Consider the following 13,455-nt stretch of genomic DNA (forward strand, 5'->3'; position numbering starts at 1 on the left):
GGCCGTCCGGAGCGCGGCGGCCGCTCAGCGGCCGTCGGGGGTGTACGCGGCGGTGGCCCGGTCACGGCCGTGACCGCCGTGGCCCCGCAGCCGGTAGCTGCCGCCCTGGAGGGTGACGACGTCGGCGTGGTGGGCGAGGCGGTCCAGCAGCGCGGTGGTCACGGGCGTGTCCCCGAAGACCTCCGTCCAGCGGGTGAACGGCTTGTCGCTGGTGACGACGAGGGAACCCCGCTCGTAGCGGTGCGAGACCAGCCGGAACAGCAACTGCGTCTCGTCCGGGGTGAACGGCACGTACCCGATCTCGTCCACCACGAGCACCGCGTACCGGTCGAGGCGGGAGAGCTCCTCGGCGAGCCGTCCGGCCGAGCGGGCGGCGGCGAGCCGGGCGGCCCACTCGCCGCCCGTCGCGAACAGCACCTCGTGCCCGGCGTGGCAGGCCCGGACGCCGAGGGCGATGGCCAGATGGGTCTTGCCGGTGCCGGGCGGGCCCAGGAACACCGCGTTGCCGTGGTCCGCCACGAAGCCGAGGGTGCCGAGCCGGGTCACCGTCCGCCACTCCGGCGAACGGGTGTGGTCCCCGCCGAAGTCCTCCAGCGCCTTGCGGGCGGGGAACCCGGCGGCCCGGACCCGCTCCTCCGTGGTGGCCGGAACGGGCGCGGGGGCGGGGCCCCGGGAGCGGGAGAGCTGCGCGGGGACGGCGCCCCGGCGGACCGGGCGCGCCCCGGGTCCACCGCCCTCGGCGGCGGCCGGTGCGGACGTGGGCGGGGGCGCGGACCGGTCCGTCGGAGCACCGGTCCCGGTCCACCCGACGGCCGTCCCGTCCCCGGCGGTGGCCCCGGTGGCCGTCGCGCCCTCGGCGGCCGCCCGGCGGGGCGGGACGGAGTGCCCGTCGTGGCCGTGGAGCACCGGGCGCTTGCCGTACCGCTTGCGCAGGGCGCGCCGGGCGGCGGGAGCGCCGTCGTCGTCCCCGCCGTACGGGTCGAGGTGGTCGTCATGACCGTGACGGCCCCGGGACTCCATCGGCCCCGACATGTACGCGAGGAGCACGGCGGACAGGATGAACGCCATGTGGATCACCGTGCCCCACAGCAGGGAGTGCTGGGAGGTGTGCGAGACGTCCACGAACATCTGGAGCAGGTGCACCGAGGAGATGCCGACGATCGCGGTCGCCAGCTTCACCTTCAGGACGTTGGAGTTGACGTGCGACAGCCATTCCGGCTGGTCGCGGTGGCCCTGGAGGCCGATGCGGGAGACGAAGGTCTCGTAGCCGCCGACGATCACCATGATCAGCAGGTTGGCGATCATCACCACGTCGACCAGCTTGAGGACGGCGAGCATCACGTACGTCTCGTCCGCCTGGCCGCTGATGACATGGGCGATCAGATGGCACAACTCGTTGAAGAACTTGTAGACGTAGACGCCCTGGGCGGCGACCAGCCCGAAGTACAGGGGGGCTTGGAGCCAGCGGGTGGCGAACAGGGCGTAACCGATGGACGAGGCGGCGTAACTCCTGATGTCCGGTTTGCTGTCCGGTTTGGACGGAACGGACGGGGCGGGACCGAGCAACGGCTCCTCCAGATGACGGTGGGGGCGTGGCAATCGGCGCAAACCGACCGCATGCCCCGCTAACGACCCGATGGAGCGGGTCGTCACCACTGTCGTTCCGGGGGACGTTGTGCTACGAGCCGCACATCTCGGCGTCGCCCTGCACCTTCTTCACGTCCTTGGGGGGCTCGCCGGACGGCTTCACGGGGATGCCCGCGCCCTTGAAGTCAGCTCCGAGGGTCAACGTCATGGGCTGCTCCGCCCCCCGGTCGGGCCGTTCGTCCAGGGCCTTGGCGGGCAGTCCCATCAAGTCGGCGACCGTGCGGGCCTGGTCGGCCTGGTCCGGTCCGTACTCCAGGGTCGTCCGGGCGGCCTTCGCGGGGGCGTTGTTCTTGTTGACGGCGTTCGCCACGCCCTTGGTGTCCACCAGCCAGCCGACGGTGGCCCGCGCGGCGCCGCTCAACCCGCCGCCGTTGTAGACCTCCACGCTGACTTCGGAGGGTTCGGCGCGCGGCCCCTTGAGGACCGCCTCCTCCTTCGCCTTCGCCTTGTCCTTGGCGGTCTTCGCCTTCTTCTTGACCTCGGTCAGGGAGACGTCGTTCTTGATGGCGTCGAGGACGGCGGGGGCCCGGTTGGGGTCGACGACGACCGTGATGGGCTTGGGCTCGGCCGGGTTGTCGATCACGGGGATGGTGGTGAAGCTGATGTTCTTGATGTCGATCTTCCCCAACTCCTTCGCGAGCGAGGTGAGTTTGGGGACCGTGCCGATGCCGGTGTCCACGGTGAGGTTCTTGGTCATGGCGTTCGCGAGCTTGTACATCTTCGTGGGACTGCCGATGAAGTCGCTCTTCGCCTTGCGGATCATCGAGGCCATGAACTTCTGCTGCATCTCGATGCGGTCGAGGTCACTGCCGTTCTTGGTGGCCGCCCGGCTGCGGACGAAGGCGAGCGCCTCCTCGCCCGCCACCTTCTGAGGCCCGGCGGGCAGATCGAGTGCCGCGTCCTTGTCCACGACGGGCTTGTCCAGGCAGACGTCCACCCCGCCGAGCGCCGTGGTCAGCGTCTTCACGGCGTTGAAGTCCACCATCATGAAGTGGTCCGGCTTGATCCCGGTCACCTCGGTGATCGTGCGCGCGGTGCACCCCGGGTCCCGCCCCTGCTGCCCGAAGGAGTTGTTGAAGCGGGTGTTCGGGGTGCCGGGTATGAGCTTCTCGGTGCCGTCCTTCTGCTTGGTCGGGCACTCGGGTATGTCGGTGATCAGGTCGCGCGGGATGCTCAGCGCGGTGGCGTTGGTGCGGTCGGCGGACACGTGGAACAGGAACGTGGTGTCGGCGTGGCCCGCGCTGCCCTTGTCGCCGTAACCCCGGTTGCCCTTGCCGGTGCGCTTGTCGGTGCCCAGCAGCAGGATGTTCAGCGGGGAACCGGCTAGCTTCTGCTTGCCGGTGACCGCGTCGCCGACGTCGACCTTCTCGATGTTGCCGTCGAGCTGCTTGTACACGTAGTACGCGGTGGCGGAGGTGCCGATGAGCGCCACGCCCAGGACGCCGCCGGTCCACATCAGGACCTTCCGCTTCCGGGAGGGCTTCGGCTTCCGCTTGCGCCTGCCGGAGGTCGCCTCGCCGTCCGTGTCGGCGCCGCCCCGCGCGCCCGGTCCGGACCGGGACCTGCCCCGCCCCCGCGTCCCGCCGCCGCCCCGGCCGCCCGCCTCCGCGCGGGACGCGGACCGCGAACGGCTCGCGCGGCTTCCGCGACGGCCCCCGTCGGGGTCCCGGCGGTCCGCGTCGGTGTCCGTGTCCGTGGCCGCGTCGTGGTTCCGGCTCGGTCCGCCGCCGTCCTGGCCATCCCGGTCGTGGTCACGGTCCCGGCCGTGGTCGTCGCCTCCGGCGGGGCCCGGCTCGTCGTGTCCGTGCCGGGCGCGGCGGCGCTGACGGGGGACCGGATGGCCGTCGGCCGGAGCGGAGCGGTACCCGGGGCCGGTCGTCGAGTGCCTCGACGGTGCCGGCGGTACCGGCGGCGTCGACAGCGCCGCCTCGGACGCTCCGGACACCCCGGACGTCTCCGACGCCTCGGACGCGTCGGACGCGTCGTCGAGACGGAGTTCGTACGTGCCGGTCTGCGGGTTGCGCACCCACATGTCCGCAGCGTCGAACCCGTCCTGCCCCCCGCGGTGGTGCGCGTTCATATCCCGCCTGGCTCCTCTGCGCTGTCCTGTGCGGCGCTCTCCCCCCGTGGAGATGCCGGGGCGACCGTCCGGGTTGTGCGGAACCGGTGAAGACCGGGTTCCGTCGTCCGCCTTGGTCAGCCCGGGGCGCGCGTCCCGCTGTGTCTCTTCCGTGACCTTCCGCCCCTGTCGGAAGTATCAGAGCGTGCCATGTGCGTCGGGAGAGGTGTCCAGAAGAGTCGGACGTGAGAAACGCAACGCAAAAGAACCGCTTTTTTCATACAACCTTTCATGCCTCGCGAGCAGGTCCGTACACGAGGGGGTGGACGGGGGCCGGGGGTGGGGCTGCGGGGCGGGGCCGATGGGGCGTCACGGCCGGGGTGCGCGAGCCGGTGAGGCGGGCGGAAAGGCGGTCAGGAAGACGGACGGGAGAGGCGGGTCAGGGTCGCGCGGTGCCGTGCGGCGGCCACCGCGAGCAGGGTCCGCGCGAGCGCGTCCCGGGTGCTGCCCCGGGTCTTGACGGCGTGGCAGTTGGGGCAGAGGGCGACCATCACGGAGGGATGGTCGCGCCCACCGCTTCCCAGGGGGTCGACGTGGTCGACTTCGAGGATCGGCTGCCCCCGGTCCGTCGTGTCCACGGGCTGGCCCGCGCAGCCGGGGTTCTCGCAGCGGCCTGCGCTGCGGTCGAGGACCGCCCTGCGGGCCGCCGCCGAACGGACCGGGGTGTTCCGGGTCCGGGGCGCGCGTCCGTCGCGCCGCTCCAGCTCCCGGTCCTCGACGAGACGGCACAAGTGCTCGTACCGAGCGGCCAGGACCACGGGGTCGTGCGGGGGCGCCGTCTCGTACGCGGGAGGGTCGCCCGCACCCGTGCCCGCGTCGGTGGTGGTTCCGGCGGTCCCGTCGTCGGTCCCGGTGGCCTCGGCGCCCGTCCCCGTCCCGGCCGTTCCCGGGCGGGCGGGGGACCCGGGGGCGAGGTCGTCGGCCAGCCCGTCGCCGTCCAGCCCGACCGCGCGCAGCAGTGGCGCGTGGTCGTCCAGGTCGTCGAAGTACGTGTCCAGGAGATGGCTGACGATCCGTATGCGGGCGAGACCGGAGCGGCGCACCAGCGCGTGGGCGGTGGCGGTGAGGCCGTTGTCGGGCCGCCGTCCCGCGAACCACTGCCGGAGCCCGGCGTCCCCGTGCGCCGTGGGGACGGGACCCTCGACGTCGACGTCCCACAGTCCGGCGCGGTGCAGCGCGGCGACCGGGTAGTCCGCCCGGTCGCGCTGTCCGGGACGTCCGTACGCCGCGAGGATCCGTCCCAGCCGGTCCTCGGTCTCGTTCCAGGGCAGCAGCCGTTCTCCGCCGTGGTGCGCGCGGCCGATGCCCCAGAGCAGGGTGAGGGGCTGGTGCAGGGAGGGGCCCGCGGGGGTGGCGCCGACCCGCAGTCCGGTGACGCGGGCCAGCAGGGCGTCCTCCCCGACGGACGCGCCCGCTTCGTGCCGGGCGTCCTCTCCGACGGACGTGCCCGCTCCGTGCCGGGCGTCCGGGGCCGCTTCCCCCCGTGCTCCGTCCCGGGGCGCCCGTTCCGGGCCGGGGGACCCGTCCGCCGCCACGACCTCGAAGCCCAGGCCCCGCAGGATCCGGACGGTGTGCGAGGCGCCGCCGGAGAAGTCCGCCCGGCCCAGCGGCGCGCGCCCGGGGAGGAAGCCGTGGGCCGCGCCGAGCACCGCCTTGGAGTCGTAGAGCCGCCCCTCGTACCTCAGCAGGTAGGTGCGGGCGGGGGCGAATCCGTACCGCCGCAGGAACTCCCCGCGTCCGAGACGGTCGTGCTCCTCGATCGCCCGCACGACCTCGGCCCGGGTCACCTCGCTCAGCGTCATGCCCGAACCGTAACGCCGGGCGCTGAAGCCCCCGTCGGCCCTGGCCGTGGTTTCCGGTGCGGCCTCCGGGTCCGGTCCCGGGGCGCGCCTCCGGACGGGGCGTCCGGCGCCGCCCGCTCCCGACTCCGCCCCGGGCGGCGTCACTTGGCGTCCGCGTAGCACTCCACCACCGCCGTGGTGAACGGGAAGCGGACCGGGGTCGGGCCGAAGGTCAGCTCGGCGGCGGTGGCGGCGGCGGAGCGGATCGCCTCGGTGACCCGGTCGACCTCCTCGGCGGGGCAGTGGACGATGACCTCGTCGTGCTGGAAGAACACCAGTTCGGCCTTGAGGTCGACGCAGGCCGCCCGGAGCGCGGCGAGCAGCAGCAGCGTCCAGTCCGCCGCGCTGCCCTGGACCACGAAGTTGCGGGTGAAGCGGCCCCGCGCCCGGGTGTTGGTCGAGGCGTAGCCGGGGACGAACGCGCCCTCGCCGTCGGCGGCGTCCGTGGCGTCCGCCGGGTCCGGGGTTTCCACGGCCTGGGGGAGGCCCGCCTCCTCGCGGTCCGCGTCCCCCGAACCGGCGGCCGGGGGGCAGGTGCGCCCCAGCCAGGTCCGTACGAGACGGCCCTCCTCGCCCGCGCGCGCGGCGTCGTCCACGTACGCCACCGCGCGGGGGAAGCGGCGGCGCAGCGCGGCGAGGTTGCGCAGGCCGTCGCCGGACGTCTGGCCGTACACCGCGCCCAGCACGGCGAGTTTGGCCTGCTCGCGGTCGCCGGAGAAGGCCCGTTCGGACACCTCCTGGTAGAGGTCGGTGGCGCGGCTCGCGACCTCCATCAGCCCGGGGTCCCGGGAGATCGCGGCCAGCACCCGGGGTTCCATCTGGTCGGCGTCGGCGACCACCAGCCGCCAGCCCGGGTCGGCGACCACCGCGCGCCGGATGACCTTGGGGATCTGGAGGGCGCCGCCGCCGTTGGTGACCCAGCGTCCGGTGACCGTCCCGCCGGACAGGTACTCGGGGCGGAACCGTCCGTCGCGCACCCAGTCCGCCAGCCACGACCAGCCGTGCGCCACCCAGACGCGGTAGAGCTTCTTGTACTCCAGGAGCGGCCGTACGGCGGGGTGGTCGACGCCCTCCAGCTCCCAGCGGCGGGTGGAGCGGACCTTGACGCCCGCGCCCGCGAACGCCTTCACCACGTCCGCCGGGAGGTCCGGCCGCACCCGTCGTCCGAACGCCGCCGAGATCTCGTCCGCCAGCTCCGCCAGCCGTCGCGGCTCCCCGCCCGCGTACCGCTCCCCGAGCAGCTCGCGCAGCACCTCGCGGTGGACGTCCGCGCGCCAGGGCAGCCCCGTCGCGTTCATCTCCGAGGCGACCAGGGTGCCCGCCGACTCCGCCGCCGTCAGCAGCCGCATCCGGTAGGGGCGGGCGGTGGCCCCGTGCCGTCGCCACTGCGCCGCGTACACCTCCAGGAGTTCCGTCAAGGGCAGTGGCGCCGGGCGGGGGTCGAACAGCGAGGACTGGGCACCGGGCTCCGCCGACCGCTGCGGGGGGTCGGGCGGTACGGGCCGGTCGTGCAGCCGCGCCCAGGCGGCGGCGGCCGAGCGGGGTTCGCCGTGGCGGCCCTCGTGCGCCAGGAGGAGCCCTTCGGCGGTCTCGACGTCGTAGCACCGGGGGACGTGCACCCCGGCGGCCAGCAGCCGGGGGTGGACCTCGGCGGTCGAGCGCCAGATCCACCGGGTCACCGACGGCCGGGACCGGACGGCGGCCACCAGGTCCGGTTCGCGCACGGGGGACGCGGTGGGCAGCCCGTCGTCACCGAGGGGGGCCAGCTCGGCGCCGCCGCCCTCGGTCGGCGTCAGCGCCCACCGCTCGATCACGTCATCGAGTCTCGCACCGCCCACTGACATCGCCCGTGAGCCTCGGGGCCGTGGTGGGCGCGGGGCGCGGTGGCGGGGCGCCGGGGTGTCCGGAGCCCCTGGTGGGGGCGGGTCCAAATGTTGTCCACAGGGTGTGGACAACATTTCGCGGAGAGGGTTCCGGGAGGGCGTGCGGACGGCGGTCGCGGCCGGACCGGGCGCGGGCGCCAGGCGCGGCGCGGAGGCTGCGACCATCCTGGAGGGTGGTCGCGAACGGGTGCGACCACCGGAAGGAGGGACACCGATGGGGCGGCGTACGACGGGGGCGTGCCGGTGACGGCGGGGCGCGGCCGTGCCAGGGACGGAAAGGGCGGAAGCGGCGGAAGCGGCAACGGTGGCGGGAGGGGCGCCAGCGGAAAGCCCTCCAGCGGAAAGCCCTCCAGCGGAGAGCCCGCCGGGGATGAGCCCACCGACGGGAGGCGTGCCGACGGGAGGCGTGCCGACGGGAAGTCCGCCGACGGTGGAACCGGGGCGGGCGGCGGAACCGGGGGAGAGCATGGCGGCCCGGTCGACCGGGCGTTCGCCGTCGCCCTGTACGCCGACGGCGACGCGGGCCTCGACACCGGGGCCTCGCTGCTCGCCGCCGCCCCGGACGCCGACGGGGAACTGGTCCGCCGGGGCGAGGGCTTCCTGCGGGACGCGTGGCGGCGCGGCTGGCAGCCCGCCGACGTCGTCCGGCTGGTCCGCCGCGACCTCGACGGCCCGCACGTGCGGCTGGCCGTCCGGCTGATCGTCCGCGAGACCGCCCGCTACGAGCGGCTGCCCCCGCGCTGGGACGCGCAGCTCGCGACCCTGCGCGCCACGGACGGGCCGTCCGGCGCGGGCGACCCGGGCGGGGCGCCCGGCCCGGACGCGCGCGGCGAACGTGGTGGCCGGGGCGGACAGGACGGCCAGGACGGCCAGGACGGCCAAGGCGGCCAAGGCGGCCGGGGCGGACCTGGAGGACGTGGACGACGGGGCGGCTCGCCCGGATCGGACGGTTCGACCGGGCCGGACGGGCGGGCTGGCCGCAGTGGCCCGGGCGGCCCAGGCGGCCCGGGTGCTGGTGGCGGCACGGGCGGTGACGGGGACACGGGCGGTGACGCGGACGTCAGATCCCTCCGCGACCACCCGGACCGCTTCTCCTGGGCCACCGCCGTACTGGAGCTGTACCGGCTGCTGCTGCGGCTGCCCGCCGTGGAACCGGTCGGCCCCGCCCCCGGCGACGCGCTGCCCCCGCCCACCGCCGGGGAGTCGAAGACCCTGACCCGGATCAGGGGGCTGCTGGCCAAGGCGGAGGCCACGACGTTCCCGGAGGAGGCGGAGGCGCTCAGCGCCAAGGCGCAGGAGCTGATGGCGCGGCACAGCGTGGACGAGGCCCTGCTGGCGGCCCGCGCTCCCGAGGGGGCGGCGCCCGGCGCCCGGCGGATCGGGGTGGACGCCCCCTACGAGACGGTCAAGGCGGTGCTGCTGGACACCGTCGCCACGGCCAACCACTGCCGTGCCGTCTGGAACGCCGACCTGGGGTTCTCCACGGTGGTCGGCTTCGGCTCCGACCTGGACGCCGTCGAGCTGCTGTACACCTCGCTGCTGGTGCAGGCGACGGCGGCGATGACCCGCGCGGAGGGCGGGCAGCGGGCCGCCGGACGGAAGCGGACGAAGACCTTCCGGCAGTCGTTCCTGGCCGCGTACGCCCATCGGGTGGGCGACCGGCTGACCGCGACGGCCCGCCGGGTCACCGCCACCGTCCCCGACTCGCTGCCGGTGCTGGCCGCCCGCGAGGTGGCCGTGGCGGACCGGACGGACCGGATGTTCCCGCGCACCGAGAGCACCCGGCTGCGCGGGGTCACCGACGAGGCGGGCTGGCACGAGGGCGTCCGCGCGGCGGACCGGGCGTCCTTCGGGGGGCGCGGTGGACCGGGCGGACGGGACGAGCCGGGTCGGGAGGTCGGACCGGGGCGGGACTGACGCGGACCCGGCGCCCGGCGTCGCGGATCAGTCCACGGGCCGGGCGGCCGGGGCCGGTCCGTGGCCACCGGGCGGCTCGCCCCGGGGCCGGGGAGGGTCGGCTCCGGGGCGAGTACTCGGAGTGGCCGCGCCGTGGTCAGCGCTGTTCGCGCCGCCCGTACCGGCGCTCGAAGCGCTCCACGCGCCCCGCGGTGTCCAGGACGCGCGCGGTGCCGGTGTAGAAGGGGTGGCTGACGCTGGAGATCTCCACGTCGACCACGGGGTAGGTGACGCCGTCCTCCCAGACGATCGTCTTGTCGCTGGTCGCGGTGGAACGGGTGAGGAAGGCGTGGCCCGCCGCCCGGTCGCGGAAGACGACCGGCCCGTACGGGGGGTGGATGCCGGGCTTCATGGTGCTGTGTCCTTTCCGGTCCGAAGCGGAACGGGGGTGGAGGGGATGCGTGTGGGTGGACGGGTGGACGGGTGGACGGGCGGACGGGTGGAGGCGGTGTCGGGGGCCTGGGGCGGGGAGGGCCGGGGTCAGCGTTCCTCGCGGAACTCGACGTGGCGCCCGACGACCGGGTCGTACTTGCGCAAGGTCAGCCGGTCGGGGTCGTTCCGGCGGTTCTTGCGGGTCACGTACGTGTAGCCCGTGCCCGCCGTCGACCTGAGCTTGATGACCGGGCGGAGTTCGTTGCGAGCCATGCCCCGACTGTACTGAAAATGAATACCGTTTTCAAGTGTGCTCCGGCGTGCGCTGCCGACCGGCGGCGTGCCCGTCCCCGGAAGGAGTCACCCATGTCCGCCCACCGCGCGCCGACCAGCGCGGAGCCCGGCTTCGGCAGCCGCGTCCCGCACGCGCGCCACCGCACGTCCCGCCGTTTCGATCCCCGTGTGCGGCGCGAGCGGTACTGGCTGCCCGGCGAGGGCCGGTACGTGTGGCTGCGGCTGCGGCTGCGGCTGCGGTTGTGGCTGAGCGCGGAGGGCATCCGCACGGCCGACCGCGTCGGCGTCGAGGCCGCCGGGGCCCGTGTCCGCCCCCCGGGGGTGCGCGACTGACGTCCGCTCCTCGGACGCCCGACGTCCGGGGACCCGGGGACCGGACGTCAGACGTGCGGGGAGCGGCTTCCGGGTCCGGCCTCCCTCCCCAGGGGCTTCCGGTCCGCCCGCCTGTCCGCCCGCGTCCAGGAGACCGGTGGACGGGTCCTCCCCGCACGGCCGGGCGAGCCGTCCGCGCGCCGCGCCCGGTACGGGACTACCCGTCCTCCCGTACCGCCGACGGCTCGGCGTCCGGGTCCAGCGCCCGTGAGAAGTCCTCCAGCGCCGCCCTCAGCAGTCGCGCCCCGTGCCGGACGACCTCGTCGGCGTGCTCCGGTCCGCCCCCGGGCCCGCCCGTCGCCCCGTCCTCCGGAGCCCCCGCCCCCGTGCCCGTCTCCCTCCCGCTCCCCGCCCCCGTATCCGTTCCCGTACCGGCCTCCGTCCGGGTTCCCCGCTCCAGCTCCGCGAGGGCCTCCCGCAGCGGACGCCAGTCGGGCACCCGTCGTTCCCGTACCGAGCGCGCCGCCCCGTCGGTCGCGGTGCGCAGGGCCTCCGCCAGCCGGGCCGCGCCGGGGACGGGGTCGGGGCCGCGTTCCGGGAGGTGGGCCTCCAGCAGCATGGCCGCGCGTCCCACCCGGCCGAGCGCCTCCCCGGCCGCCTCCGCGCGCTCGGGCGCCAGTCCCCGGTGGCGCACGGGCTCGGCGGCGGCGCGCGCCACGGAGTCCTGCCACGCGGCCCGTGCCGTCCGGGCGTCGAGCAGCGCCCCGCGCACCGATCCGCCGTCCCCGGCCGCTCCCTCCGCCCGGCCCGGCGCCCCCGACGCGTCCGTCCCACCCGTCCCGCCCGGCTCGCCCACCCCACCCCGCGTACCCGCCCGGTCCGCTCCGTCGACCTCACCCGTCCCCCCGGACTCCACCGGCACCGTGCGTCCGGGCTGTCCGGACGGCCCGGACGCACGGTGCCGTCCGGGCTCGTCCGGGACCGCCGCGTACCGGTCCAGGACCGCCGCCGCGTACCGTCCCACCGCCGTCAGCCAGTCGGCGAGGCGGTACCGCAGCCGGGGCGTCTCCCAGGCCGGGTAGACCGCGTACGACAGCATCGCGAGGAGCCCCCCGACCAGGGTCAGGACGACGCGTTCCGGAACCGTCTGGGTCCACCGCTCGCCGCCCATGCCGAGCAGCAGGACGACGTACGCGGCGAGACAGGTCTGGGCGGCGAACTGCCCGGTCCGCAGCAGCAGGTACATCAGCCCGGCGCACACCACGGCGAGCGCCCCGAGGACGAGGTCGCCCGGCCGGGCGGACCGCACCAGCGCGGTGGCCAGGGCGACGCCCAGCAGGGTGCCCCCGAACCGGCCGACGGCCCGCGCGTACGTCTCCGAGAAGTCCGGACGCATCACCATCACCGAGGTCAGCGGCGCCCAGTAGCCGTGTCCCAGGGGGAGGTGCGCCCCGGCCAGGTATCCGGCGCAGACGACGACGGTGACCCGCACCGCGTGCCGCAGCACGGGCGAGCGCCGCCGCAGTTCCCGGCGGACGGCGGTGACGGCCACCGGGACGAGCGCCGCCAACGAGGGCCGCACCAGCCCGTCGCCCGCCCCACCCGCCCTGGACGCCCCGCCCGTCCCGCTCGTCGCGGACCTCCCACTCGCCCTGTCCGTCCCGGATGCCTCGCCCGCCCCGCCCGCCTTGCCCGCGCTGTCCGTCCCGGATGCCCCGCCCGCCCTGTCCGCCCTGCCGACCCTGGACGCCCAGGACTCTCCGCCCACCCCGGACGCCCGCCGGCGGCGGAAGAACCCGGCGCCGCTCCCCCCGCCTCCGGCGACCTCCCGGGCACCTCCAGCCCCCCGGTCACCCTCCGAACCCTTCACGCCTCCCGCACCCCCCACAGCCTCCGAACCCCCCGGACTCCCCGCACCCCCCGTCCCGGCGGTCTCCGCGAGGGCCGCCATCTCGTCCAGCAGCGTGCCGAGCCGCAGCGCCGCCCGGCGGGCCGCGCCGGACAGGACCGTCCCGGTGTCGGGGGAGCGGAAGACGGCCACCGCCCAGGCGGGCGCCCGCACCGGCTCGGCGGTCCGGACGGCGTGCGCGGTGGCGTCCAGGACGGCGCCCGCCGCGGCGAGGAGTTCGCGCACCCGGTCCCGCTGCGGACCCTCGGTGCCCACCCCGAGCGAGGGGTCCGCGAGGGCGGCGAGGACCGGCCGGACGCGTTCGGCGAGCGGCCGGGGGCCATGCAGCTCGGCGGGGCGGCGGCGGGCCTGACGGGGGGTCACCGCGGCGGCGTCGCGGGCCTCCATCAGGGGGCGCGGGTCGAAGGGCGCCACCGGATCGTGCCGCAGCCGCCGGGCGTAGTCGGCCTCGGCGGCCAGCGCGTCCGCGAGGGCGTCCCGCCGGTCGCCCCACCGGCGGACGGGGAAGAGCACCACCAGAGTGGCTTGGACCAGACCCCCGAGGGCCATCATCGCGGCGTGCGCGGCGGCCTGGGCGACCGAGGTCGGCAGGGTGACGGTGATCAGCACGATCGCCACGTTGGTGGACGCCAGCAGCCCGATCGTGGGGCCGATCGCCCAGGTCAGCCCGGCGAGGAAGGTCCACACGGCCAACAGCGCCACGAACAGGCCGAGCTGGGGGCGGGCGAGGTAGCCGAGGAAGCTGGAGACCGCGAGGCTCACCCCGGAGACGACGGCGAGTTCCGGCCGCGGTCGCCAGCTCCGCTGATAGGTGGCGATGGCCGCCTGGAACGCGCCGAACGCGGAACTGACCGCGGCGACCGGCCCCAGGGTCCACAGCCCGAGGGCGATGACCAGGGCGAGGCCGGTGGCGGCGCGGAGGGCGAGGAGCGGTTCCAGCCGTTTCCGCTCGACGGTCAGCCCCGATCGGACGGACACCCGAAGTGCCCGGAGCCAGCTCACGGCGCCAGGATAGGGAGCCGGACGCCGCCCGCCGGGCAACGTCGACGGCGTGGGGCGCGTCCCACCCCCGGGTGGGTGGCCGCGCGGACGGTCCGGACCGGCGGGCCGGTGCCGTGCGCG

The 13,455-nt window shown here is 75.6% G+C and carries 9 protein-coding genes; 2 read left to right on the top strand and 7 right to left on the bottom strand.

The genetic code is table 11. From position 1 onward, the window contains the following. Positions 1-24: 24 nt before the first annotated feature. From istB to ACVWNX_RS19620, 4 genes are all read right to left on the bottom strand, one after another. Positions 25-1,608: an IS21-like element helper ATPase IstB gene (istB, locus tag ACVWNX_RS19605; RefSeq protein WP_454408637.1), complete on the bottom strand. Its 1,584-nt coding sequence runs from the start codon at positions 1,606-1,608 to the stop codon at positions 25-27. Between the two features lie 70 nt (positions 1,609-1,678). Further along, positions 1,679-3,727 carry an LCP family protein gene (locus ACVWNX_RS19610; protein ID WP_454408638.1) on the bottom strand — a complete coding sequence of 683 codons (2,049 nt, stop codon included), beginning with the start codon at positions 3,725-3,727 and terminating at the stop codon, positions 1,679-1,681. Between the two features lie 392 nt (positions 3,728-4,119). After that, entirely contained in the window at positions 4,120-5,568 is a 1,449-nt protein-coding gene (locus ACVWNX_RS19615) for an HNH endonuclease (protein WP_454408639.1), read from the bottom strand. A gap of 140 nt (positions 5,569-5,708) precedes the next feature. Further along, a complete protein-coding gene (locus ACVWNX_RS19620) occupies positions 5,709-7,421 on the bottom strand; it encodes a bifunctional 3'-5' exonuclease/DNA polymerase (RefSeq protein ID WP_454408640.1) in 1,713 nt (570 codons plus the stop codon). Positions 7,422-7,991: 570 nt separating this feature from the next. Here ACVWNX_RS19620 and ACVWNX_RS19625 point away from each other — a divergent pair. Beyond that, positions 7,992-9,407, top strand: coding sequence for a DUF2786 domain-containing protein (locus tag ACVWNX_RS19625; protein ID WP_454414845.1), 1,416 nt, complete (start codon positions 7,992-7,994; stop codon positions 9,405-9,407). Between the two features lie 136 nt (positions 9,408-9,543). Here ACVWNX_RS19625 and ACVWNX_RS19630 read toward each other — a convergent pair whose 3' ends face one another. Both ACVWNX_RS19630 and rpmG read right to left on the bottom strand, forming a co-directional pair. Continuing rightward, positions 9,544-9,798 (bottom strand): type B 50S ribosomal protein L31, encoded by a 255-nt coding sequence (locus ACVWNX_RS19630; protein ID WP_454408642.1) that lies wholly within the window; start codon positions 9,796-9,798, stop codon positions 9,544-9,546. A 128-nt stretch (positions 9,799-9,926) separates the two neighbouring features. After that, positions 9,927-10,091 (bottom strand): 50S ribosomal protein L33, encoded by a 165-nt coding sequence (gene rpmG, locus ACVWNX_RS19635; RefSeq protein WP_454408643.1) that lies wholly within the window; start codon positions 10,089-10,091, stop codon positions 9,927-9,929. A gap of 93 nt (positions 10,092-10,184) precedes the next feature. On the opposite strand from rpmG, the gene ACVWNX_RS19640 reads away from it, so the two are divergent. Then, a complete protein-coding gene (locus tag ACVWNX_RS19640; RefSeq protein ID WP_454408645.1) occupies positions 10,185-10,445 on the top strand; it encodes a bL28 family ribosomal protein in 261 nt (86 codons plus the stop codon). Between the two features lie 196 nt (positions 10,446-10,641). On the opposite strand, the gene ACVWNX_RS19645 is transcribed toward ACVWNX_RS19640, so the two are convergent. After that, the gene (locus ACVWNX_RS19645; protein ID WP_454408647.1) at positions 10,642-13,335 is read right to left on the bottom strand and encodes an FUSC family protein; all 2,694 of its coding nucleotides are present in this window, start codon (positions 13,333-13,335) and stop codon (positions 10,642-10,644) included. Positions 13,336-13,455 lie beyond the last annotated feature (120 nt).

The organism is Streptomyces sp. JNUCC 64 (assembly GCF_054484115.1).